The organism is Candidatus Pristimantibacillus lignocellulolyticus (assembly GCA_023639215.1).
GTDB lineage: Bacteria > Bacillota > Bacilli > Paenibacillales > Paenibacillaceae > Pristimantibacillus > Pristimantibacillus lignocellulolyticus.
This window is the reverse complement of sequence record CP097899.1, coordinates 3,091,171-3,115,803: the sequence shown is the minus strand read 5'-3', so window position 1 is coordinate 3,115,803 and position 24,633 is coordinate 3,091,171. Positions and strand designations below refer to the sequence as shown.

The 24,633-nt window shown below is 38.6% G+C and carries 19 protein-coding genes and 1 riboswitch; of the genes, 5 read left to right on the top strand and 14 right to left on the bottom strand.

From position 1 onward, the window contains the following. Positions 1–56: 56 nt before the first annotated feature. The 3 genes from pheS to NAG76_13160 all read right to left on the bottom strand — a co-directional run bounded on the left by pheS (position 57) and on the right by NAG76_13160 (position 3,427). Entirely contained in the window at positions 57–1,091 is a 1,035-nt protein-coding gene (gene pheS / locus NAG76_13170; protein URN92796.1) for a phenylalanine--tRNA ligase subunit alpha, read from the bottom strand. A 591-nt stretch (positions 1,092–1,682) separates the two neighbouring features. After that, positions 1,683–1,874 (bottom strand): hypothetical protein, encoded by a 192-nt coding sequence (locus tag NAG76_13165; protein URN92795.1) that lies wholly within the window; start codon positions 1,872–1,874, stop codon positions 1,683–1,685. 374 nt (positions 1,875–2,248) lie between these two features. Continuing rightward, positions 2,249–3,427 (bottom strand): CopD family protein, encoded by a 1,179-nt coding sequence (locus tag NAG76_13160; protein ID URN92794.1) that lies wholly within the window; start codon positions 3,425–3,427, stop codon positions 2,249–2,251. 212 nt (positions 3,428–3,639) lie between these two features. Between NAG76_13160 and NAG76_13155 the strand changes: the two genes are divergently transcribed. Beyond that, positions 3,640–5,019 carry a Glu/Leu/Phe/Val dehydrogenase gene (locus tag NAG76_13155; protein URN92793.1) on the top strand — a complete coding sequence of 460 codons (1,380 nt, stop codon included), beginning with the start codon at positions 3,640–3,642 and terminating at the stop codon, positions 5,017–5,019. 486 nt (positions 5,020–5,505) lie between these two features. Here NAG76_13155 and NAG76_13150 read toward each other — a convergent pair whose 3' ends face one another. Then, entirely contained in the window at positions 5,506–6,465 is a 960-nt protein-coding gene (locus NAG76_13150; GenBank protein ID URN92792.1) for an aldolase catalytic domain-containing protein, read from the bottom strand. 167 nt (positions 6,466–6,632) lie between these two features. Beyond that, a riboswitch (cyclic di-AMP (ydaO/yuaA leader) is annotated at positions 6,633–6,793 on the top strand. Positions 6,794–6,797: 4 nt separating this feature from the next. On the opposite strand from NAG76_13150, the gene NAG76_13145 reads away from it, so the two are divergent. Next, a complete protein-coding gene (locus tag NAG76_13145) occupies positions 6,798–7,232 on the top strand; it encodes a hypothetical protein (protein URN92791.1) in 435 nt (144 codons plus the stop codon). An 88-nt stretch (positions 7,233–7,320) separates the two neighbouring features. Here NAG76_13145 and NAG76_13140 read toward each other — a convergent pair whose 3' ends face one another. Continuing rightward, the gene (locus NAG76_13140; protein URN92790.1) at positions 7,321–8,394 is read right to left on the bottom strand and encodes a branched-chain amino acid aminotransferase; all 1,074 of its coding nucleotides are present in this window, start codon (positions 8,392–8,394) and stop codon (positions 7,321–7,323) included. A 129-nt stretch (positions 8,395–8,523) separates the two neighbouring features. Between NAG76_13140 and NAG76_13135 the strand changes: the two genes are divergently transcribed. Continuing rightward, a complete protein-coding gene (locus tag NAG76_13135) occupies positions 8,524–9,438 on the top strand; it encodes a LysR family transcriptional regulator (GenBank protein ID URN92789.1) in 915 nt (304 codons plus the stop codon). Between the two features lie 92 nt (positions 9,439–9,530). Here the strand turns inward: NAG76_13135 and NAG76_13130 are convergent, their stop codons facing one another. Genes NAG76_13130 through NAG76_13120 form a run of 3 tightly spaced genes read right to left on the bottom strand, consistent with a single transcriptional unit; the run spans position 9,531 to position 12,105 of the window. Beyond that, entirely contained in the window at positions 9,531–10,313 is a 783-nt protein-coding gene (locus NAG76_13130; protein ID URN92788.1) for an ABC-2 family transporter protein, read from the bottom strand. Positions 10,314–10,315: 2 nt separating this feature from the next. Beyond that, positions 10,316–11,119: an ABC transporter permease gene (locus NAG76_13125; GenBank protein ID URN92787.1), complete on the bottom strand. Its 804-nt coding sequence runs from the start codon at positions 11,117–11,119 to the stop codon at positions 10,316–10,318. Beyond that, positions 11,116–12,105 carry an ATP-binding cassette domain-containing protein gene (locus NAG76_13120; protein ID URN92786.1) on the bottom strand — a complete coding sequence of 330 codons (990 nt, stop codon included), beginning with the start codon at positions 12,103–12,105 and terminating at the stop codon, positions 11,116–11,118. The genes NAG76_13125 and NAG76_13120 overlap by 4 nt, the downstream gene beginning before the upstream one ends. Before the next feature lie 587 nt (positions 12,106–12,692). Here NAG76_13120 and NAG76_13115 point away from each other — a divergent pair. Continuing rightward, complete coding sequence (locus tag NAG76_13115; GenBank protein URN92785.1) at positions 12,693–12,908, top strand: hypothetical protein; 216 nt, start codon at positions 12,693–12,695, stop codon at positions 12,906–12,908. Between the two features lie 72 nt (positions 12,909–12,980). Here the strand turns inward: NAG76_13115 and NAG76_13110 are convergent, their stop codons facing one another. Both NAG76_13110 and NAG76_13105 read right to left on the bottom strand, forming a co-directional pair. Further along, positions 12,981–14,054 (bottom strand): Gfo/Idh/MocA family oxidoreductase, encoded by a 1,074-nt coding sequence (locus NAG76_13110; GenBank protein ID URN92784.1) that lies wholly within the window; start codon positions 14,052–14,054, stop codon positions 12,981–12,983. A 16-nt stretch (positions 14,055–14,070) separates the two neighbouring features. Then, the gene (locus NAG76_13105; protein URN92783.1) at positions 14,071–15,192 is read right to left on the bottom strand and encodes a Gfo/Idh/MocA family oxidoreductase; all 1,122 of its coding nucleotides are present in this window, start codon (positions 15,190–15,192) and stop codon (positions 14,071–14,073) included. Between the two features lie 310 nt (positions 15,193–15,502). Here NAG76_13105 and NAG76_13100 point away from each other — a divergent pair, with 310 nt between their 5' ends. Then, complete coding sequence (locus NAG76_13100) at positions 15,503–16,360, top strand: AraC family transcriptional regulator (protein URN92782.1); 858 nt, start codon at positions 15,503–15,505, stop codon at positions 16,358–16,360. 468 nt (positions 16,361–16,828) lie between these two features. Here NAG76_13100 and NAG76_13095 read toward each other — a convergent pair whose 3' ends face one another. The 4 genes from NAG76_13095 to NAG76_13080 form a co-directional block, all read right to left on the bottom strand. Continuing rightward, positions 16,829–18,442, bottom strand: coding sequence for a PAS domain S-box protein (locus NAG76_13095; protein URN92781.1), 1,614 nt, complete (start codon positions 18,440–18,442; stop codon positions 16,829–16,831). 106 nt (positions 18,443–18,548) lie between these two features. Further along, on the bottom strand, positions 18,549–19,796 hold the full coding sequence (gene odhB / locus NAG76_13090; GenBank protein ID URN92780.1) for a 2-oxoglutarate dehydrogenase complex dihydrolipoyllysine-residue succinyltransferase: 1,248 nt from the start codon (positions 19,794–19,796) through the stop codon (positions 18,549–18,551). Between the two features lie 6 nt (positions 19,797–19,802). Next, the gene (locus NAG76_13085; GenBank protein URN92779.1) at positions 19,803–22,712 is read right to left on the bottom strand and encodes a 2-oxoglutarate dehydrogenase E1 component; all 2,910 of its coding nucleotides are present in this window, start codon (positions 22,710–22,712) and stop codon (positions 19,803–19,805) included. A 217-nt stretch (positions 22,713–22,929) separates the two neighbouring features. Then, positions 22,930–24,435 carry a leucyl aminopeptidase gene (locus NAG76_13080; GenBank protein URN92778.1) on the bottom strand — a complete coding sequence of 502 codons (1,506 nt, stop codon included), beginning with the start codon at positions 24,433–24,435 and terminating at the stop codon, positions 22,930–22,932. Positions 24,436–24,633 lie beyond the last annotated feature (198 nt).

The window sequence follows — 24,633 nt, the reverse complement described above, 5'->3', positions numbered from 1 at the left end:
CAACCGATCTTTTTTGTTTCATTGGAATTGCATAAGCACAGCTATGACCTTCTAATTTACATCCGCGCAAATTGAGATAAGAATCTTGTATCATTCGTATAGAAATGACGGATATCATCGATACCATATTTCAATAGTGCAATACGTTCGACCCCCATACCAAAAGCGAAACCTGTAACTTCATTCGGATCATATCCACCCATCTCAAGTACACGTGGATGAACCATACCGCATCCAAGAATTTCAAGCCAACCAGTTCCTTTACACATACGACAACCACAGCCACCACATTGTGCACATGTTACATCAACTTCAGCACTTGGTTCAGTGAATGGGAAGAAACTTGGACGCAAACGAATTTGCGAATTCTCACCAAACATTTGCTTGGCAAACTGTAGCAACGTACCTTTCAAATCACTCATGCGAATGTTTTTACCAACGACTAAGCCTTCAATTTGGTTAAATTGGAAGGAGTGCGTCGCATCGTCATCATCACGACGGTATACTTTACCTGGGCAAATGATACGAATCGGAGTTTCCCCACGACTTGCTTGCATCGTACGAACTTGTACTGGAGAAGTCTGAGTACGCATAAGAATTTCTTCAGTAATATAGAACGTATCTTGCATATCACGTGCAGGATGATCCTTAGGAAGATTTAGAGCTTCAAAGTTGTAATAATCCGTCTCTACTTCTGGTCCCTCAGCAACTGAATAACCTAAGCCAATGAAAATATCTTCAATCTCTTGGGCTACTTTGTTCAATGGGTGAATCGATCCAGTCGGTAGACTACGACCTGGCAGTGAAACATCAATCGTTTCTTCATTAAGACGCTTATTCGTTTCTTCTTGTTGGAAGAAGTTTTGTTTCTCATCAATTACCGCTTCAATTGCTGCACGAACATCGTTAGCAACTTGACCAATAACCGGTCTTTCTTCTGCACTTAAACTACCCATTCCACGCAATACTTCTGTAAGTGCACCTTTTTTCCCAAGATACTTAACACGTAGTTCCTGTAATGCATTTACATGCTCAACATTTTGTAGAGATGCTAACGCTTCTTCACGCAATGCCTCTAATCTTTCCTTCATTGAATTCGCCTCCATTGTTCTTCGTAATACATAATAAAAGTCATTAAAATAACATAACTTGAGTAAAAAGTTTTGAGATGTGTTTATTCGCATGGATGCGAATCTGTTAACTTTCAAACAGAAAGTTAACTAGGAGCCCTACCCCGTAGCATCACTTAAAGCTTTTCATCTTACCTTCGAAGCATCACTTACATTTTCTCAATGAAGCGAATCTGTTAACTTTCAAGCAGAAAGTTAACTATGAGCTCAACCCCGTAGTATCACCTACAGCTTTTCATCCTTACTTCGAAGCATCACTTACATTTTCTCAATGAAGCGAATCTGTTAACTTTCAAGCAGAAAGTTAACTAGGAGCTCAACCCCGTAGTATCACCTACAGCTTTTCATCCTTACTTCGAAGCATCACTTACATTTTCTCAATGAAGCGAATCTGTTAACTTTCAAACAGAAAGTTAACTAGGAGCCCTACCCCGTAGCATCACTTAAAGCTTTTCATCTTACCTTCGAAGCATCACTTACATTTTCTCAATGAAGCGAATCTGTTAACTTTCAAGCAGAAAGTTAACTAGGAGCTCAACCCCGTAGTATCACCTACAGCTTTTCATCCTTACTTCGAAGCATCATTCGCTTGTCAGCACCGAGAAGATGACATGAAGCTAGTGACGCGAGTAGCGGAGTGTACGTTATTGGTACACGAGCAACACAGCTAGCGATGAATGGCATATTCGATGCCGAGTACGCTGCGTCAGCATAATCATCGTGATCACAAGTGAATGAACGCAAAAAGGTCCTTCCTCCCTATACAGGGACGGAAGAACCGTGGTACCACCCTAATTCAGACAAATCGCTAGTAAAGAAAGCGACATATCTCTTAGTCCCTGTAACGACGGGTCATCGTGTATCTCTACTGATTGACGTAACGTCAAAGTTCAAGTACAAGCTCAAGAGTGAATTTCCGTTATCAGTAACTATAGGAATGCTTTCAATCTAAGGCATTCCATCCCTGTATAGATGATTAACATACTTATCTCTATCATAGCCTTCATTATTTCATACTTGCTAATATTATAGACAATATATTCTTCTCATGCAAGATAGTCAATTAAAAAGATCGATTCTAATCAATTTAGTAAACAACCTTAGTGAGTTCAAAAGAATTAATCATTGCTAAACATAAAGTCAAAACTACGCTCATGTCCATCTTCAAACGTAATCTTTACTTTTGCTTGCCAATCACTTGGATATGGCAATTGTAAATCCTTCATAACAAATCTGGATTCATTGAAATTATCGAATGCAAATTCATCCTCAAGATCAGCCTGTACAAGTTCGAAAACACGTTCTGACCTTGCTGGTTTATCTTCTGCAACTACCAATACATCAACTGTTGCCACTTTTCCTTCTTCCTCCAGCGTCCATAGCGTTACACTTAATTTATTCGGACCAGGGGCATTAGGTGTAAGCTTCACTGTATAATGAAGTTCTTCACCCATTTTATGAACGTTCAATGAATTGTTCATATTAGGCATTGGACTAATCTGACTTATCAACGCTGCAATCATAATAATAGCTACTAATAAAATAGCTTCCGTCAACATAGCACGTTGTGGATTATTTTGATGTTTTACAATTTTTATTCGAGCAAGATAGCCCAACCCAATAGCCAAGCTAATTACAACAATTTTTATTAAAAGCCATTTGCCCCATGACGTGTACAGTAAGTACATCCAGCTCGGTAATATAAGGATTGTAAGCAAAATACCACTTATCGCTACAAGTGCTATCGTTACCCATAATATTTTGGAGAATTTAATCATAAATTCGGCAACAATAGATCTTTCATGTCTCCATAGTACCCACAAAATTATTACGCCGCCTATCCATATCGCAGCGCATGCCAGATGGATATAATCAAAGATTATTCCTGACTGACCATTTTCTAGAGCTGCAATATGACCATTCATTGCTTCTCCGAAGAGAATCACCCATGCCCAAATGATGCTTAATAAGCTATCGAATCTCTTAAGAAACAAACCTACAAGAGTTAGCACGAATAAATAAATTAAACTTTTACCTGTAGACGTATTAAGTAGTAATTCCTTCCATTGAATCGAATCAACACCGAATATTTCTATCCACTGCATTGACTGAATACATAATGTAAATAAAACTGCGATGAATAAAATTTTACTAAGTTGCTTAGTACGAAGCTGAATAATTGCTAAAGTTAACTGTTCCCACTTCGTCCCAAGTAACGAATTTGCGATAATTAGCCCCGATGTAGCTAATAAAGCCATATACAAAATTACGTTACTGATATACAAAAGCGTATCCAATATGTCACATCCTAAATAAGTAGTTAAATATTTACATCTTAATATACCTAATTGATCTAGTTCAGTGTAACATAGGAGTAATATTAATGTGTTGCAACTTTGTTAACATTCATCTAATTGCAATATGTTATGTAAAATGCGTTTGTATCATTCTCTTGCAGTAGTACATCATATAAAGATACAGCGTCAATATGATTAAGGAGCTGAGACAAATGGGAAGACAAACAGGCACGATCGTCCAACAAGCGCTAGATATTCTGTTGGCTGATCATGCAATTTTACCTTTACTAAAAGGTAATTCTAGAGAGCAAATTTTTCAATCAATAGGTGCCATTCTTTCTACGCCGAATAAGACTCATAAAGCTTATTTAAGAATTACATTAGACAACGGTAATGTTGTTCGAATTCCCGCCTATCGTATCCAGCATAATGATGCTATTGGTCCATACAAAGGCGGCATACGATTCCATGAATCAGTCAATGAAGATGAAGTAAGCAATCTTGCAGCTTTAATGACACTGAAAAATGCATTACATGATGTTCCTTTCGGCGGTGGTAAAGGTGGAGTAGGAATTAATCCACGTAAATACTCCGAGCGAGAATTATATCTAATTTGCAAAAAGTATGTGCAGTACTTTACCGACATTCTTGGTCCTGACAAAGACATACCCGCTCCTGATATGGGTACAGGAGAGCGTGAAATGGACTGGATGACAGCAGAGTACAAAAGCATCCATCCAGGTAAACCTTATCTGGGTAGTTTCACGGGGAAAAGTATTGTTTCTGGTGGCTCACTTGGTAGACGTGAAGCAACTGGGAAAGGTGTCTATTTCAGTTTCAAATATATGCTTGATCAATACATTCGTAGTAACCTATCTACGCTTGAAACATATAATAATCCATACTTGCCTATTGCAAAAAGTTATTTGAATCGACCTCTTACAATGGCTATCCAAGGATTTGGTAATGTAGGAGCTGTTATCGCCCAAGAAATTTTCAATGATCACTCTAATCAACATACTGTTGTTGCAGTAAGTGATCGTAACGTTACGTTGTTCCACGAGAAAGGTCTTCCTATCGATAAACTATTACAATATAGTGCAGAACATGCAGGTGAACTACCGACGACAATTGAAGCTTGTGCAGAATACAATATCGATGCACAAATTCAAAACCGTGAAGCTGTATTATATCAAGAAGTCGATGTTTTGTTTTTAGCTGCTTTGGAGGAACAAATTCATCAGGGTAATGTGAATCAAGTAAAGGCGAAGTGGATTGTTGAGGGAGCGAATGCACCTATTACTGGTGAGGCTGACGACATATTAGCCGCTAAAAACGTGATCGTAATTCCTGATATTCTTGCTAACGCTGGTGGGGTAATCGTCTCTTATTTTGAGTGGTTACAAGGGAAAGATACACAGTTTTATAGCGAGGAGCATGTATACGAGCTACTCTATGATAAAATGCAAAAAACATTAGATCAAGTATTCCCGCTGTTTTTCAGTCAAAATCATCAACTACGCCAAACTTGCTACAATCATGCGGTGATGAAGTTGGCTCTTGTTCTCTATCGTCAAGGCAAGCTCTACTAACCCAGGGCTCCGACGTGATCACGATGTGTAGCTTCGTTGTTTACTCGACTGCGAATATGCCATTCATCGGAAGTCTGCGATACTCACGTACCAATAACGTACGCTCCGTTTCTCGACAATCCTAGCTTCATGGCATCTTCTTGGTGCTGACGTCGGAGCTACGCTTCGGGGCAACTACTTTGGCAGCGCTGCTGCTTACCTCGAATTGGTATTCGTCGGATTGTGGGTATATGCTTTGGGGGCAACTACTTTGGCAGCGCTGCTGCTTTACCTCGAATTGGCATTCGTCGGTTTGTGGGTATATGCTTTGGGGCAACTACCTTGGCAGCGCTGCTGCTTACCTCGAATTGGTATTCGTCGGTTTGTGGGCATACGCTTCGGGCAACTACTTTGGCAGTGTTGCTGCTGTCCTCGAATTATTCGTCGGATAGTTTTGAACATAACAAAAAAGGTTAGTTCATTTCTGAACTAACCTTAATATTACACTTATTTACTTGACATCTCTGGAGTTGTAAGTTGATCGTAGAATTCTACGTATTTATCTTTGTCCTCAGAGTTTCTTATCGCCATTGCAGAACGTGGATGCTCATCAAGTACACCAGTTACCATGTACGGGATGTTATAACCCCATTCTACTTTTTCACGCATAGAAACCATATGCTGCTCGATCATATCAAGCACAGGACGAACATTGTATTTTGTGTTTTGAAGTTCTGATACTAGAAGTTCAGTGTTACAGTTACCTGCAGCACGACCCATTCCGTATACAGAAGCATCAAGCAATTCAACACCTTTACCAGCTGCAAGAAGCGTGTTTGCAAAAGCAAGCTGAAGGTTATTATGAGCGTGAACACCTAAACGTTTGTTAGGAAGATGTTCTTGGAATTTATCTACCAAATAATTCATATCATTCGGCTTCATGCTTCCATAAGAGTCAACCACATATACAAAATCAACAGCGCTAGCATTAATTAGTTCGAATGCTTCTAGCAATTGATTTTCAAGCACGTTAGACAATGCCATAATATTAATTGTTGTTTCATATCCACGGTCATGGAAAATTTGAACTAATTCAAGAGCCTTGTCCACATCTTGGATGTAACAAGCAACACGAATTAGGTCAATCATGCTCTCACTACGAGGCAAGATATCATTTTCATCAACACGGCCAATATCAACAAGTGCAGAAAGCTTAGTTTGACCTTTATTAGGAATTACTGTTCTAAGAAAATCATCATTAAGGAATCTCCATGGACCAGCTTGGTCAGCACCTTTAAGCAATTTAGGAGAGTTTTTGTATCCAATTTCCATATAATCAACGCCAGCTTCATTCAAACTCTTATATAAATGTTGAACAAATTCAACGCTGAAATCCCAATTGTTTACAAGTCCGCCATCGCGAATCGTACAGTCTACAATTTTACAATGATTAGTTTTGGATTGCATATCTGATACTCCTTTTATTCTGAACTTAGTTCGTATTTTAATCATCATACTTGAATTTAATAAATAACGCAAAATAAAAATATTTGTGCACATGTGCCAATACTGATTCTTTTCCCTTATCGATAGCTTACTTTCGTTTACAAATAAGTTATAACGAAGTAAACTAATAATATATTTCGCTTAATTTTTCGTATGAAAAAGCGGGGGAACCAATCAGAATCGGTTTTATCGATTTCCTGGGGTGAATCAAGTCTGAATCATTAGACTGTAGGGCAACTCTCTAGCCCGAACCCGACAGCTAACCTCGTCAGCGTGAAAAGGAGAGATGTTCAATGACAATTTGTCCATCTAATGATTTTCAGGATTTTCCGACAGATTCAGTAATTTTTCAAGTTCAACGAATTGAAATTTTCGTCATTCCAGCACTTGCCATAGACGCAAATGGTTATCGTGTATGTCTGAGAATTTCTAGTAGTAGAGGCTATGGTTGGAGTGAGATCTTCGTAGATGATTCCGAAATTAGCTTTGATTTACAAGATTGGGAACATCAATTAGCCCCATTTATCGGTCCCTTCTCTATTCCTACTCTTACCGAGCTAATCTCCTCACATTTACAGCAATCAACCTTTTATGATCAACGAGCTGTTTATTTGTTCACTAATGCATTACATCAAGTTAATTTTCTACCTGATTCGGATACCAACTCCGAAGTTGATGAAGAATTAATATTACGTCGACGAGCTATCGCATACTTGTCTGTGCATTAACAAGAAATCCCCAGCTGTTTGGATAACTGTAATGAACTTTTATCATTACAATCCAAAGAGCTGGGGATTTTTTTATTTGTGATAACCTTTAGTTTGAGTCTAATCCAACTACCCAACCGAATGGATCTTCAACTTTACCAGTTTGAATACCAGTAATGGTATCATACACTTTACCGGAAATTTCACCGATTTCACCATTGTTTATAACAAATTTCTCACCATGATAACTTAATTCACCAACTGGAGAAATAACTGCAGCTGTACCTGTACCAAAAGCTTCCTCAAGTTGTCCTTTTTGATGCGCCTCGACTAACTCTTCAATAGAGATACGGCGTTCTTCAACCGGAACCCCCCAATATTTCAGCAATGTAATTACTGAATTACGAGTAATCCCATCTAGTATGCTACCATTTAACATTGGCGTATGAACGACACCATTGATTTTAAAGAACACATTCATGCTACCTACTTCTTCAATATAACGTCTGTGTACACCATCAAGCCACAATACTTGAGAATAACCTTGTTCCTTAGCTTGCTCTTGTGCATTTAGCCCAGCAGCATAGTTACCAGCTGTTTTCGCTTCACCAACACCACCTGCAACTGCACGTACAAATTCAGATTCTACATGAATCTTAACAGGATTAACACCCTCAGCATAGTACGCTCCTACCGGCGACATAATGATCATGAAGAGGTAGTTTTGAGATGGATTTACACCAAGTGCTGCTTCTGTAGCAATAATAAATGGACGAATGTAGAGACTAGTTCCCTCAACGCTTGGAACCCAATCACGATCAACATTCAACAATTCGATTAATCCTTTGTAAGCAATATCTTCATCAATATGCGGAATACTTAGGCGAGCATTAGAACGATTAAGACGCTCAAAGTTTTTCTTAGGACGGAACAGCTTAATTCCCTGCTCTGTACGATATGCTTTCATACCTTCAAATACGGTTTGACCATAGTGGAATACTTTTGCCGCAGGATCCATTGAAATATTTTGATAAGGTACAACTCGGCCTGAGTGCCAGCCTTGACCTTCTGTATATTCTAGTATAAACATGTGATCAGTGTAGTATTGACCAAAACCAAGTTTATTTTCGTCCGGTCTGGATTTAAGATTTGTAGAACGTTCAATGTGAATAGTGTGATCCATTGTGAATTTCTCTCCTTAGAAATTATTTTCTTATTTGAATGATAACATGAATTCACGTATATTTATAATATCTATATTATGATGTTGGCATACCTTTTAAGTATGGAAGTATCGAGAGGAAGCGTTGTCATGGATATGCGTCAATTAAAATACTTTTTGACTATAGCCCGTGAGGGACAAGTTACACGTGCTGCAAAAATTCTAAACATGGAACAACCACCTTTAAGTCGTCAATTAAAACAAATGGAAGATGAGCTAGGTGTCAGGTTGTTTGATCGTCATGGCAAAGGTTTGCAATTAACAGATGCAGGCACACTACTTAAACAAAAAGCTGAAACACTTATCTCTCAATTTAATGAGACCATAGAAGAGATGAAAGAGCTTGAAGAAGGTGTTCGTGGTGTATTGTCCATTGGTGCAGTATTTTCATGCATCTCACTACTCCCCCAACCTATTGAACGATTTCGTAGACTCTATCCACATGTTAATTTCAAAATATTAGAAGGCGATCATTACTACTTAGGCGAACAGTTGGAAAAACGTGCAATTGATATTGTGTTTGCCCGTCTGCCTTTCGAAGCACTTACTGATCCCAAACAACTCGCTGTTATGCCGTTACCTTCTGACCCTTTCGTCGTTGTTATACCTAGTAAATGGGAGCAGTATCACGATACGGAACTCTTTTGCATCGAGGAACTTGCTGGTCTACCATTATTAACACTGAAAACAGATCAAACGACACATATGCATGAACAGGTTATTACCGCTTGTCGCAAGTATAATTTTGAACCAAATATTATATGCGAATGTTCATCCGTTGCGATTACAATTGCCCTAATTGCAGAAGGTATTGGCATTTCACTTTTGCCACGCTCGGTTATGAATTCATTTATGGACCCACGAGTTAAAATGATCCCATTATCGAACGAAGAACTCCAATCAGATAACGGAATCATCTGGCATAGGGATCATTACTTGCCGAAAAGTGCTCGCTTCTTCATTGAATCGATTCAAGCTGATCATCATTCAGTAGACATCGAATAGGAATCGAACTTATAAGTATATAAAAAAAAGTCGTTATAGAGTAATAGAACTGTTTCATACAATTCTATGATTCTACAGCGACTTTTCTATTTCTACGAACCAGTTGAACGATAGTGCTTTACACCAAATTGCCACGCTAGATAACATGGAATTAAAAATAGTGATCCTCCGAAAGGGATGATCATCGCTTGCCATAATGGAGCTTCCACTTTATCAAGTATGATGCGTAATGGAATATAACTCACCAGTCCGAAAGGAATGATGAAAGTAAATAACTTCATGACCCACTTTTCATAAATATTAAGTGGATACTGAGCCATCTCTCGTCCACCATCAGTAAATACATTAGCAACCTCTAGTCCTTGTACCGTCCAAAAGCATAGTGTTGCTGCCAACATAAATATCCCTACAAATATAAATACGCCATTCGCAATCATAAATAAAATAATTAAGATATGCTGCCAATGCCATAGTTGTGGGAGTTGGCTAATTGCAAAAATTAGTACGATCAAACTTTGTAACAATCGCCCCATTTTCGTAAATTCGAATGCTGAGCCGAGAACTTGAAGTACTGTATGTCGTGGGCGCAACAATAGTCGATCGAAATCTCCGCGAATAATGAGGGAAGAAAAACTATCAAATCCTCTAGCAAAACATTCACTTAATGAAAATGATTGATGAATGATCGCAAAACATAAGGCAACCTCAACAAAACTCCATTCTTGCAGTTTTCCGAACTTCTCAAACATAAAATATAACCCTGCGAACATGGTAAACGGTATGAAAAATTGACCGAAAGTGAGCATCAGAAATGAGCCTTTGTATTGAAGTTGCGAACGCAAATGCATCAATAAATATTTATAATATAATGTCATCACTAGCCTCCTTGAATAACAACTGCTCGTAAAGCTTTTTTCATTAACCAATACCCTGCCCCTAACATAACGACTAACCAACCTACTTGATTGCAAATCCCAACAATAAGTTCAGTTCCTTGCACATGTTCATTGAAAACACGGAATGGGAAATCAACCGTCCAACGGAATGGAAATGCATATGTAATGAGTTGCATCCACTTTGGCATAAGCGGTATAGGAATAACAAGGCCAGCTAAAAATTCACCTAATACTGCAATAAGTAATATAGAACCTGTCGGTGACATTGTCCAAAAGACAGATATGTAGATTAACATCGAAATCGCTACAACTAATAGCAATGCAAGTAATAAGGTAATTAGAAAAGCTAGGAAGGTAATCAAGCTAGTTGGAATGGTTAATCGATATGGCTCTGGTAGAAATAATACAATTATCGTTACAGGCGCACAACGCAACGTCATATTGGCTACTCGTTGGGCTAGTAGCTTACTATACCAGAAAGGATAGATAGAACTTGGTCGACATAATTCATAGGCAATATTACCACTTGTTATTAATTCAAAGATTTCAGGATCACGTATCCAAAGCATCACAAGGGATAGACATATTTGCTGCAACCATATATATGATACAACTTGTTGTAACGAGAGATCAGGTTGTTCTGGTGCTTGATTATAGAAGGCCACGTAAATCATAATAAATATGAATCCAAAAAATAATTGCGTCGCTATTCCAGCATAAGCCGCAGTACGATACTGCAAACCGTTCAAAAAGCGAATTCGCCATACTGAAGTGTACGTTCTCATACGGCATGCTCCTTATAAAGTGACAGAATTAGATCTTCAATTGGTATAGCTTGGACTGTAAAGTCTGTCATCTCAATCCGGGAAGTTAACCATTGAATACATTGTGGTACAGTACACTTTTCCGTATTTACAGCAAGTGATAATTTTTCTTCACTTTGTTCGATCATAGTAATACCAGGTAATAGTTCGTCTACTAACTTCCCACTATAACTCACTTGTACAATTTTCCCCGTACCATAACGTTGTTGCAATTGTGGTAAAGTGCCATCGAACAGAAGAGTTCCTTTGCCGATCATCATTATCCGATGTGCTAACGCCTCGATATCGTTCATATCATGTGTCGTTAAAATTACTGTAACACCATAGCGCTCATTGATTTCTTTCACAATGGATCTAACTGCAATCTTACTATCAGCATCTAGGCCGATTGTAGGTTCATCTAGAAATAATATGGAAGGTTTATGTAGTAGTGATGCCGCAAGCTCACAGCGCATTCGTTGACCAAGGCTAAGCTGTCTAACAGGGGTATTTATTATATCAGCAAGTTTCAATAATTTAGTTAATTCTTCTAACGTCTCCACATATTGTTGCTGAGGTATTCGATATATATCTCTTAGGAGCTGGAAGGAATCTATAACCGGCACATCCCACCACAACTGAGAACGCTGACCGAATACTACACCTATGTTTGAGACATATTTTTGTCGATCTAACCAAGGTGTCATGTTCATTACAGAGCAGTTGCCGCTATCCGGAAGCAATACTCCACTCATAATTTTGATCGTCGTAGATTTTCCCGCTCCATTAGGACCGATATAACCAACAATCTCACCTTGCTGCACTTGAAAACTAATATCCTTTAACGCTTCAATTACTTTATAGTCCCTCTTAATCAACGCTTTGAACGCCTCTTTCAACCCGCCTTTACGCTCTGCAACTTGATAGGATTTGCTAATCCCTTGTAGTGAAATGATAGGATTGTCCATTTCTTCCCTCCTCAAACTTTTCATGTAATACGTACTTTTTGTGCTTATTTGTAAATGTAAACAGCTTCACATCAAGTAGATGGCAGAAAGCCATCGAACTTGCTGCAACCACAAGCGAGTCACTTGAACTCACACCCACAATATGCCCGCAAGATACAAACATCGGTGCTTATGCGTGGTTTTCGATGGAGAGCATATTCTAAGCCGTATCAACTACGAAGCGATTCATCGTAATCACAACTTAGCAATTTGAACATCCTTTCCAATAGAAGTTCAAAAAGTTCAGCTGTCAGCACCAAGAAGATGCCCCTCAGCGGAAACGAGTAGCACAGCGTACGTTTTGTGTACGTGAGCACACACAGGCTTTCGATTTGGGGCATCTTCGCCGTCGACTATGCTACGTTAGGCTAATCATCGTGATCACAGTTGTGCTTTGTGAACATCCGCTCGGGTGGCCGGACTTAATACTATATATTAAATGTCATACGCTTTCAACATAAATTTAAAATATTACTGTTCATATTGAACGAGCCATTATTCATACAATGAAGATGGATAAAAGCAAGATAACGATCGGAGGATTTTCATTGACTTTATCGATAGCGCGCTCTCAAAATACAACGTTTGAAGTTTATGTTTTTCATATGAGCTCATTTAAGCGTTATTTTGCACTTGATATTATAGGTGGGTTTGCTTTTTATATGTTGGGGAGAATAATATTTGGTAGCGAATTATTTTCTATTGGTTGCAATATTGTAGCCTCTCAAATGCTTAAATACATCGTTCCTGTCAGCGCTAATTAATTCCTACGAAAAAGATGCCTATCTATTCGAATGATCGAATAAATAGGCATACTGATTAGGTATATTTTTTCTCTATTCCACAACAATCGCCTGTTGTTGAGCTAACAACGTCAGTTCTGCAACTCGGAAAATATGATTCTGGGTCATAGCATTCTCAGTATTATACATACAATCAAGTATGAACTGACTGAAGAAAGGAAAACCAACTTTACCTTGTGTGTTCCAATATTGCTCCCCTTGTTTATTCACTAGAAACAGATGATCGCCACTAGCAGACTTCGTTATATCGACATACTTTCTCAGTTCAATGTAGCCATCAGTTCCTAGAATAATCGTCCGTCCGTCTCCCCAACTACTTAATCCCTCTGGGGTTAACCAATCGACTCGAATATACGCGGTAGCTCCGTTTTCCCCTACTAAATGTATATCTCCAAAATCCTCTAGTTCAGCTCGATGCTTATTATTGTAATTAGCAACTTGACTAGATGTTATGCGAGCGTCATTATTTCCCGAGAAATAAAGAAATTGCTCGATTTGATGCGAAGCAATGTCGCATAATATACCTCCGTACTGCTCTTTATTGAAAAACCAACTCGGTCTACTAGATTCATTAAGACGATGTGGACCTAAACCAATCATCTGAATAACTCTACCTATTGCTCCTTGCCCGATGAGTTGTTCTGCATAAACAGCACTTTCTACATGAATTCGCTCACTATAGTATACTGCATATTTACAATTTGTTCGTGCTACAACTTCTTTAACTTGCTCCAATTGTTCAAACGTAGTAAATGGAGCCTTATCAGTAAAGTAATGTTTACCGGCTTCCATCACTCGAATTCCTAATTCTGCCCGCTCATTAGGAATAGCAGCTGCCGCCACTAGCTGGATCGTAGAGTCATGTAATATTTCTGCTAACGATTCAGCTATTTGAACACCGGGGTAAGTAGCAACAAATTGTGCTACTTTTTCTTGATCCTCGTCGTATACCCATTTCAATGTAGCGCCCGCTTCGCGTAAACCATTACACATCCCGTATATGTGTCCATGCTCTAATGCAATAGCTGCAAATTGAAATTCACCTTGTTCCACGACATTTACTTGTTTACCAATCGGGGCATAGTTCATTCCATCACTATTATTCATTGAAACCTCCATTACATCACCCTTGGAATCGTGATGTAGCAATTTTATTTTTTAAATGAGCATAGTATTTATCCTCATCAATCGGGAATTGTACCCAGTCGTCTTCCCAGGTAGACAATAACATCGCATTAGCAAGCATGAGACCTTTAATTCCTTCCACTCCAGGTGCAATAAGTGGCTCATTATGTAAAATCGCATTTGCCCAATTTTGTGTAATTCCAGCATGACCCGGATTGCTGCCTTCAATCGGTATATCGATTTGCCAACATTCAGGCTGACTAAACGGCTCCTCCGAACGAGCGTTGAATTCAGTCTCTGACTCTCGCAAACGGTAGAACGTTAACTTACTATTTTCGATTACAACCTTACCACGATCACCTACAACCTCAAAGCGATTCGTTCCAGGTGTCTCTCCTGTTGTCGTTACGAAGACACCCGTAGCGCCATTCTCATATTCCACGAAAGCAGTTACATCATTTTCAACTTCAATATTACGATTTTTCCCAAAATAACAAAATGCACGTAGACGCTGCGGCATCATACTTATCGTCCATTGCCAAAGATCAAGCTGATGCGGATCTTGGTTCAGCAATACACCCCCGCCTTCACCACCCCATGTAGCACGCCATGTACCTGAATCATAATAGCTTTGTGATCTATACCAATCCGTAATTATCCAATTCGTACGTCTTACTTCGCCTAGTTCACCACTATCAACTAATTCCTTTAACTTTTGATAAATAGGATTCGTTCGTTGATTGTACATCATACTGAACACAACATCACTTTGCTCTGCAGCTTCGTTCATTAGACGGACTTGTTTCGTATATACGCCAGCAGGCTTTTCTAATATCACATGCTTATTATGTTTAAAGCTTGCAATTGCTAGTTCTGGATGTGAGAAGTGAGGCGTACAAATAATTACACCATCTACAACATCAGAGGCAATTAATTCATATGGATCACTAAAAACATGAACTGCTTCACCTAATGTCTCTCTTGCCCATATTCGACTATTCTCATCAACATCAGCGACAGCAGTAATTTCCACCCCAGTTATGACACCATTATGAATATATGAAATATGACCTTTACCCATATTACCTAAACCTATAATACCAACACGCACTTTTGACATTAATAACCCTCCTAAAACTTTTCTGTACTTCATAGAGCAACTTCTTGATATAGAAAAGTTACTTCGAAAGCATAAGCTAAAACTTTTCTGTACTTCATAGAGCAACTTCTTGATATAGAAAAGTTACTTCGAAAGCATAAGCTAAAACTTCTTTGAGCTTCGGAAGTATTAGCCTCCTTATTACTTGATATGCTTTAATGTTAGCATCGCAAACTTTAAAGCGCTTCATCATCGTTAATCGATTTCACCATACAATTAACTCTAGTTGGTGTATAATTTATTATACTAAGATGATTGAGGTGAATAGGAAATGTCGAGTACAACGAAGCTAATACCATTCACAATAAATTTTAACAACGATATCCCTAATCAATTGCTCTACCATACGCATTTAACCTATGAGATCTATTATTTTCATGCAGGAAAAGTTAATTATCTAATCAATGATCGCATTTATAAATTAGAACCAGGTGACATGATTCTTATGCATGGCATGACCTTACATAAACCTCATTTAGAACAAAAGGATTGTTATGAACGTACTATCATTCATTTTGACCCATTCTATTTCACTGAATATATTCAACCGAGTTATGCTCCTGATCTTCTGACCCCATTCAATACATTTAAAAATATACGATTATCATTCAATAAAAGCGTTCGCCAGGAAATAGAAGGTTTATTACATAAATTAGTGGTATTACGAAAAAGCGCTGAACCATTTGCAGAGCAACGAAGTCATATCGTACTACTGGAATTGATGCACCTAATTTACACACAGTGTCAACAACCGTTACAGAAAATTAAGCAAACACAACATATTTCTACAAAAGAAAACCATGTTCAAAATATCATTTCATATATTGAAGATCACTATAACCAGGAAGTATCACTTGAATCTATCCAGCAAGCACTTCATCTTAATAAATTCTATCTTAGTAAATCTTTCAAAGAAGTAACTGGGACAACGATCTTTCAATATATGTTAGAGCGACGCATTTATGCTGCCAAAGTCTTACTTATTAACGGTAGTAATAAAATAACAGATATTAGTTACGAAGTAGGCTTCAAACATCCTGCTCACTTCTCAAGATCCTTCAAACTAATCACCGGTGTCACAGCAGAACAATACCGTAAACAACATAACATTTACGAAAAAAACCATTAAGCAGATCAATCTGCTTAATGGTTTTTTCATCATTGAATAATCTATAACAATCACACACTATTAATCAGCTAGTGAAACGACCGCTGATTAACATTGTCCCCTTGAATTAAATATGTAGTATTACCCTAAAATAAGTAGCGAGTCTTACAAATTACCAAAGGTAATTTGTATAGCAGCTCTCCCTCAGATCATGGCGACAGTCTTTAGGTTGCACGACTTAAAATCAGCGAATCTGTTAACTTTCATGAAAGAAAGTTAACTAGGAGCTCTCCCTCGAAACATAACCTACAGCCCTTCATACCTACTTCGAAGGTTTGATCGCTTGTCTCCCGCCAAGAAGATGACATGAAGCTAGAGAAGCGCGGAGCGGAATGTACGTTATTGGTAAATGAGCACCACAGCAAACGATGAATGGCATATTCGCCGTCGAATTCGCTACGTCAGCATAATCATCGTGATCACAAACGATCACAGGTGATCTTGGTATTCCATATGCAGTGGCAACTGCACATCAATCAAAGTCCCCTGACCTGGTCGACTAGAAATAAGCATCATACCTTTATGCTCTTCGATAATGCGTGAACTTACCATTAGCCCTAACCCCGTTCCTTTTTCCTTTGTCGTTAAGAATGGTTCGCCAATCCGCTTCATTACATCATCAGGCATTCCATCTCCCTGATCTTGTATTTTTACATGAATAAGTTGATCTGATGGTTCAAATCGCACAGAAATCGTTACAGTCCCGCCTTCAAGCATCGCTTCGAAAGCATTTTTTATAACATTTAAGAAAACTTGCTTTAATTGATTTTCGTTGCAATATAGTTTGGGTATATCGTTCTCTCTCTGGAAGTTCACTTCCACACCTAGTAGCATTGCTTGAGTATCAAGAATGGATAATACACTTTGCAGAATACGTTCTATATCGTTAAATTGATAAGAATTATAGTGAGGTTTGGCTAACGTCATAAATTCATTCACTATAAGATTAATACGATCAATTTCAGTACCCATAATATCAAAGTAATAGCTCTGTTCTGAATATTTATTACGTAGTAACTGAGTAAATCCCTTTAATGCTGTAAGTGGATTCCGAATTTCATGAGCAACTCCAGCGGCAAGTTGACCAATAACAGACAATTTCTCAGAACGTATGAGTCGTTCCTCATCTTGTCTTCGCTCTGTTAGATCACGTAATACCGTCAAGATAGCTGTTCGACCTATGTAATTTTCGATTTTCACACTTGAAAGTTCGACTTCTATTATCTGATCATTTATGCACATTTGTTGTTTACGAAACGGCGTTGCTTCCTCTAGTAGGAGTGCATTTTGAAAATCTCTTATTACTTCTTCTCGTTCAATTTCAATAAAATAATCAGTGAATATTTGTTCAGATAACCCGCTGACATGACGTTTTCCTAATAAGTCAAGGCCATGTCGATTTGCAAATATTATAGCACTATCTACTGTAATAAAAATTGGCTCTGGAATAGTCATTAACATTCGCTGATACATTTTCGCATTACGAATAAGTTCTCGTTCTTTCTCATATTTAATCGTAACGTCTTGAACAGTCGACAGAAAATAGAAATGATCTTGGTGAATAATTCTTGTTCGTTTACCCTCTAAATATATTGTGGAACTGTTTTTATGTTTTCCATGCCATCTGATAATTTGACGTTTCGTATATTCCTTGTCTAAAGCATCCTCAAAAGTATGAGGTAAAAGCCAGTCCTCTTCTTCAATAAAGTGTTCCATCGGATGATTTATCATTTCATGAATAGTATAGCCAAGTAACTGTGCGAAATAAGAGTTAACATAAATGATTCTATGATCGTACACAACGAACACACCCGCGACAACATGATCCATTAAGTTTTGATAAAAATTAGGTTGCTCTTTAATCATTTCCTCAAACTGACTAATACTTTCTTGTTCTGAATTACGATAAACTACTTGCCCTTTGGTCTCTTCAGATTCTTCTATATGAGTTGAACTTATTTCAACCATTTCACTTTGATCATCAATTCTTTCAAATGGCTCACTGTATTGATTCGATTTCCATAGATCATACTTAATACTCATGTTATCCCCCCTCTATCGCATACTTGTATATATTTGCCATAAATTTGAAAAAACCTCTCGATAATCATCATCATCGAGAGGTTTTTTTTGAGTTTATATTATTCAACTATCCTTGAAGAAGTAGTTGCTCCGGATCTTCAAGAAGTTCTTTAATTGTAACTAGGAAACGAACCGCTTCACTACCATCAACAATACGGTGATCGTAAGATAATGCAAGATACATCATTGGACGATTTTCCATACGTTCTTCATCAATCGCAATTGGACGAAGTTGAATTTTGTGCATACCTAGTATACCAACTTGAGGTGTATTCAAGATAGGTGTAGATAGCAATGATCCGAATACTCCACCATTCGTGATTGTGAAGCTACCACCTTGCAATTCATTCAACGTCAATGTGTTAGCACGTGCTTTTTTAGCAAGCTCACCAATGTTACGTTCAATTTCTGCAAAGCTCAAACGATCTGCGTCACGAACAACTGGAACAACTAAACCTTCCTTGGCAGCTACAGCTATACCAATGTCGAAATACTTTTTCATCACAATATCTTCGCCATCAATTTCAGCATTCAACAATGGATATGCTTTTAAAGCACCAACAACAGCTTTTGTGAAGAATGACATAAATCCAAGATTAACATCATTTTTGTCGAAGAACGATTGTTTACGACGTTTACGAAGATCAAGAATAGCAGTCATATCAATTTCATTAAATGTTGTTAGCATTGCTGCTGTTTGTTGAGCTTCAACTAGACGCTTCGCAATCGTAGCTCTACGACGAGACATACGTTTACGTTCTACTGTTTTACCATCTACTGATACAGCAGTTGCAGCAGCAGCGACTGGCGCTGGTTTGGCAATAGGAGCTGCAATGGAAGTTTGAGCAGCTGTCGGTTGAACTTGATGCGAACGAACATCTTCAGGGTAGATACGACCAATCGCATCCTTGCCTTGAACTTGTGCTAGATCAACACCTTGTTCACGAGCAAGTTTACGAGCAGCTGGAGAAGCATTAACACCTCCTGCATTTACAGCAACAGGTTCAGCAGACGTTACTACTGGAGCAGGTGTTGGAACCTCTACAACGGGTTCAGGTGCCACTGGAGTTGGTGCACTAGATGCTCCACCAATCGTTCCAATAGCTTCACCTACTAGTACAACCTCACCATCTTGCTTTGCAATTGCATTTACTGCGCCGCTACTTTCAGCACTAATTTCGATATTAACTTTATCCGTTTCTAGCTCCAGTAGTACGTCACCTTGATTAACAGTATCGCCAACCTTGACGAACCATTTCGAGATCGTTCCTTCAGAAATCGATTCTCCTAATTCTGGTACAATAATATCTGCCATTAGTAGCTACCCCCTTACGATATTCGATTCAAATGGCTGCCCATTCAAAGTAGATGAAATGATTGCTTGTTGCTCTCTCACATGGACTTCTTGATGTCCACTTGCTGTACTAGCTCGATCAGGACGTCCGATGTAACTCACTTTAACATTTTTCGGTGCAACTGCACGTAATCTTGGATCTATGAATAACCATGATCCCATATTTTTAGGTTCTTCTTGAACCCATACAATTTCCTCTAATTTCGGATAAAGCTTCACGATTCGTTCAACTTCAGATTCAGGGAATGGGAATAGTTGCTCGATACGAGCAATTCTTAACCAATCATAATCCGCAGGAGAAGCTGACGATTGTGCCTCTTCAATATCAACCATAACTTTACCTGTTCCAAATACAATACGTTTAACTTTATCACGATCAGCTTTTGCTTCAGTTAAGCTGAACTGTGGCAATACTGGCTTAAACGATCCTTCGCTAAACTCAATACCATGTGCAGCGACACGTGGATTACGAATTAGACTTTTTGGAGCAATTAACACCAATGGACGAACATTTTCACTACCTAACATTGCCGCCTGTTTACGCAATAAGTGGAAGTATTGTGATGCACTTGTTAGATTCGCAACTGTCCAGTTATTATCAGCAGATAATTGCAAGAATCGCTCAAGACGTGCACTAGAATGTTCTGGACCTTGACCTTCATATCCATGAGGGAGCAGAATAGTAATTCCAGATTTTTGAGACCATTTTGCACGACCAGCAGCAATAAACTGATCAAAAATAACTTGGGCAACGTTGGCAAAGTCACCATATTGTGCTTCCCAGATGACAAAAGTTTCTGGTGAGAATACATTGTAACCATATTCGAAACCTAGAACTGCAGTTTCTGAAAGTGGACTATTATGAATAGAGAAAGATGCCTTAGCTTGTGGAATGTAATGTAATGGCGAGAATTTCTTAGCGTTGACATTATCATTCAACACGATATGACGATGTGAGAATGTTCCACGCTCGACATCTTGACCACTCATACGAATAGGCGTTCCGTCAGCAAGGATAGTTGCAAATGCTAATGCTTCAGCATGTGCCCAATCCACTTTCTCCCCATCGTTCAAACCTACAGCACGACGTTGTAAAATCTTCTGTAATTTATTATATTCTGTAAAGCTTTCAGGACGGTTAAGTAATTCAAGATTGATTTCACGTAATTGCTCCATTGATACTGATGTTTTCACATCTTCTGGAACTGTAAAGCCTTCTGGCTTTTCACGTTTTTCTTTCTTCTGTCCTTCATTAGCTTTCATCGTTGAATAGGCATTTTGTAACACATCTGATGTACGAGTACGTAACCCAGCAACCTGTTCCTTCGTCATGGAATTACGATCCACCAACTGGTTCGCATAAATCGTGCTAACCGTAGGGTGATTTCTGATCTTACTGTACATTAATGGTTGTGTTCCTTCTGGATCATCCATCTCGTTGTGACCATAACGGCGGTAGCCAATCAAATCAATAACAAATCCTTTGTTATAACGTAGACGGTACTCACAAGCTAATCTAACCGCAGCAAGGCAAGCCTCTGGATCATCCGCATTTACGTGTACAATCGGAAGATCGAAGCCTTTTGCTAAGTCACTTGCATAATGAGTAGATCTAGAATCTTGACTATTTGTAGTAAACCCTAGACGATTGTTAGCGATAATGTGCAAAGTACCACCATTACGATAACCGTCAAGATTATTAAAGTTAAGTGTTTCAGCTACAATGCCTTCGCCGATAAACGCAGCGTCACCATGAACGCAAATCGTTACTGCAGCATGAAGATCCTGCTTCGGATAGCCTGGTTTTGAACGATCCTCTTGAGCAGCTCTTGTATAACCTTCAACCACTGGATTAACAAATTCTAAATGTGATGGATTATTAGCTAGAGTAATATTAGCTCGTACCGTTTCACCCTCACGTACTGCACGATCAGCTCCAAGATGATACTTAACATCACCAGTCCACCCATAATTTAGGTTTTTAGCGCTTTCAAGTGCTTTATTGGGAGAATGATGGAATTCCGCAAAAATACGTTCATACGGCTTTCCAAGGATGTGTGCTAATACATTTAGACGTCCACGATGTGCCATCCCCATCAAAATATGCTGTGCACCATCATGTGCCACAGCTCTAACAATTTCATCTAGTACAGGCACTAGCATATCTAGGCCTTCGATTGAAAATCGTTTTTGACCAACGAATGTTTTGTGGATGAAATTCTCAAACATCTCAACTTGCAGTAATCTTTCTAACAATGCTTCCTTCTCACGATCAGAAAGCGGAGCAGGGAAAGATCCAGATTCAGCTTTTTCAAATAGCCAATCACGTTCATGTTCATCATGAATATGAGTGAACTCATATGCAGCTGAACGAGCATAGATTTCACGTAAACGTAGAATAGCGTCCCAGCCATTCGAAATATTAGCAGGGGCATTATTCCAAATTAATTTAGCAGGAATTGCTTCAAGATCATGCTTAGTTAAGCCAAAAGTTTTCGGTTCCAATAGCTTTGTATCAGCTTTTGGACTTAAATCAAGAGGATTAATATCTGCTCCTAGATGTCCATAACGACGAATATTCAACATCAATTGGTGTGCAGCTACAACTTTTTGTAATAAATTGCTGTCTAACGGGATGTTATTACTTACGAGTGAAGCTCTTGAAGCATTAACTCCAGAATTCGTTACAGAAGATTGCGTTGCAGGTGTAACGAGATCACTTGGTGGTTCCCCCCAAAGCACAAATAATTCACGAACGGAAGGATCGACCATATTCGGGTCTTGCAAATAAAGCTCATATTGCTCCTGCACATAACCATAGTTAGGACCATAGTAACTCTTCCAAGGCGAAGAATTGCGCTCATCATGGATGCTCATTGCAGTTTATTCCACCCTCTCTATACTTTTCGATCTTGATATTATTATAAGTGCCGTAACACCTATATTGAAAAGAGAAGCACAATACTGTTTGTCACAGTATCGTAACTTCTCTATATTCTAGTACATTAATGAAAAGGCTTCAACAGCTATTTTGGCATCGGTTTCATCGATTATCCATATGGATTCATCCAAAATCGAGCTTTCTTTCCGTTTATCAATCTTTTTCAGATATTAATTGGTAAAGAGTTCTAACCATTACACCTGTTGCGCCTTTAGGTTCCCATTTGCGAGAACTGTTCAAAAATGCTGTTCCAGCTATATCTAGGTGTACCCATGGTTTTTCTTCAGCAAAATGTCCTACGAACAATCCGCCAGTAATGGTACCCCCATGTCGACCACCAGTATTTTTCAAATCAGCAATATCGCTTCGGATTAATTTCTTATATTCAGCATATGCAGGCAGCTGCCAAACTCGTTCTCCGCTCTTGGCAGAAGCAGCTATTACTTGTTGCATTAGCTGCTCATTATTCGTGATCGCACCTGTTGCTTCTGTTCCAAGAGCAACTAGCACAGCTCCAGTTAACGTAGCTACATCAATTAATTTCGTTGCTCCACGCTTAATAGCTGTAGTCATACCATCGGCCAATACTAATCTGCCTTCTGCATCTGTATTAATAATTTCTACAGTATGTCCACTCATCGTCGTGATCACATCACCAGGTTTCAAGGCACGATCACTTGGCATATTTTCCGCAGTAGGTACAACAACAACCACATTCACTGGTAACTTCATCGTTGCAATGGCACGAATAGCACCTAGTACCGCCGCTGCTCCGCCCATATCAGATATCATATCTTCCATGTTAGCAGCTGGCTTTAAGGAAATTCCACCTGTATCAAAGGTAATCCCTTTACCAACTAGACCCCATTTTTCATCTGAAGAAGGATCACCTTCATAATGTATAACGATCATTCTAGGTGGATTAACACTACCTTGACCAACACCTAGTAGCGCTCCCATTTGCTCTTCAGCCAATGACCACTCATCTAGCACTTCGATGTCTAATTCCAATTCATTAGCTAATTCTTCAGCAAAAAAAGCAAGACGCTCTGGTGTCAGTTCATTGCCTGACATGTTTGTCAAGTCACGAGCAAGTTTTACACTTTGTATCATATGTTCTGCTTCAGTAACTGCAGCTTCATAGGTTGCAGTATTAGCAAGCCCAGTATCATTAAGTACAAAGTTCAAAGTTTGAAGATTATAAAATTTCTGTGCTTCTTTTTTCGTGATAGTGCGCTCATATAACGCTAATTGTAAACCTTCAATCATAGCCTGCACACTTTGATGTGTACCTTGATTTGCAAGTTGTGACGCTAATTGCTCATTATTCAAAGATAGCGATAATGAAGCAAGTTTTAATGATTTCACTTGTTTAGCGATAGACGCAAATAGCTCGCGCAAACCATTAATTCCATCTTCTTCATTGTAACCTGCTAACAAGAGATAGTTCTCATCTATTAAACCTAATGTAGCAATAACCGCCACTTGATTCGCTTTAGCTCTGAATTGTTCCTTCTCGAACAATGATAAAATATGCTGATCAAGTGCATTACCTACGATAGGCGCACCTTGTTTCAATTGTTGTAATTGTTGTTCATTAACGAGAAGCAATAACGCCTCCGATGGTTTACTCGTATTACCATATGTATATGTTGTCATAAATTAACCTCCAACAGTTTTCTCTACTTCATATCAAATAATTATAATGTATGAAATATTCCTTTTTCTTATTCTAAACTTTACTATCGTAAAAGGCAATTTACGCTAAGTCAGCTCATAAATTCAGCCCATCTAATCTGTCATTTAATGCAAAAAGAAAAAGATCATTTATCGTTGTCATATTGACATCCAATAAAT

Excerpts from the sequence above, each read along its gene's own strand:
- pheS (URN92796.1), bottom strand. The coding sequence starts at position 1,091 with ATGAAGGAAAGATTAGAGGCATTGCGTGAAGAAGCGTTAGCATCTCTA.
- NAG76_13155 (URN92793.1), top strand. The coding sequence starts at position 3,640 with ATGGGAAGACAAACAGGCACGATCGTCCAACAAGCGCTAGATATTCTG.
- NAG76_13150 (URN92792.1), bottom strand. The coding sequence starts at position 6,465 with ATGCAATCCAAAACTAATCATTGTAAAATTGTAGACTGTACGATTCGC.
- NAG76_13145 (URN92791.1), top strand. The coding sequence starts at position 6,798 with ATGACAATTTGTCCATCTAATGATTTTCAGGATTTTCCGACAGATTCA.
- NAG76_13140 (URN92790.1), bottom strand. The coding sequence starts at position 8,394 with ATGGATCACACTATTCACATTGAACGTTCTACAAATCTTAAATCCAGA.
- NAG76_13135 (URN92789.1), top strand. The coding sequence starts at position 8,524 with ATGGATATGCGTCAATTAAAATACTTTTTGACTATAGCCCGTGAGGGA.
- NAG76_13130 (URN92788.1), bottom strand. The coding sequence starts at position 10,313 with ATGACATTATATTATAAATATTTATTGATGCATTTGCGTTCGCAACTT.
- NAG76_13125 (URN92787.1), bottom strand. The coding sequence starts at position 11,119 with ATGAGAACGTACACTTCAGTATGGCGAATTCGCTTTTTGAACGGTTTG.
- NAG76_13120 (URN92786.1), bottom strand. The coding sequence starts at position 12,105 with ATGGACAATCCTATCATTTCACTACAAGGGATTAGCAAATCCTATCAA.
- NAG76_13110 (URN92784.1), bottom strand. The coding sequence starts at position 14,054 with ATGAATAATAGTGATGGAATGAACTATGCCCCGATTGGTAAACAAGTA.
- NAG76_13105 (URN92783.1), bottom strand. The coding sequence starts at position 15,192 with ATGTCAAAAGTGCGTGTTGGTATTATAGGTTTAGGTAATATGGGTAAA.
- NAG76_13100 (URN92782.1), top strand. The coding sequence starts at position 15,503 with ATGTCGAGTACAACGAAGCTAATACCATTCACAATAAATTTTAACAAC.
- NAG76_13095 (URN92781.1), bottom strand. The coding sequence starts at position 18,442 with ATGAGTATTAAGTATGATCTATGGAAATCGAATCAATACAGTGAGCCA.
- odhB (URN92780.1), bottom strand. The coding sequence starts at position 19,796 with ATGGCAGATATTATTGTACCAGAATTAGGAGAATCGATTTCTGAAGGA.
- NAG76_13085 (URN92779.1), bottom strand. The coding sequence starts at position 22,712 with ATGAGCATCCATGATGAGCGCAATTCTTCGCCTTGGAAGAGTTACTAT.
- NAG76_13080 (URN92778.1), bottom strand. The coding sequence starts at position 24,435 with ATGACAACATATACATATGGTAATACGAGTAAACCATCGGAGGCGTTA.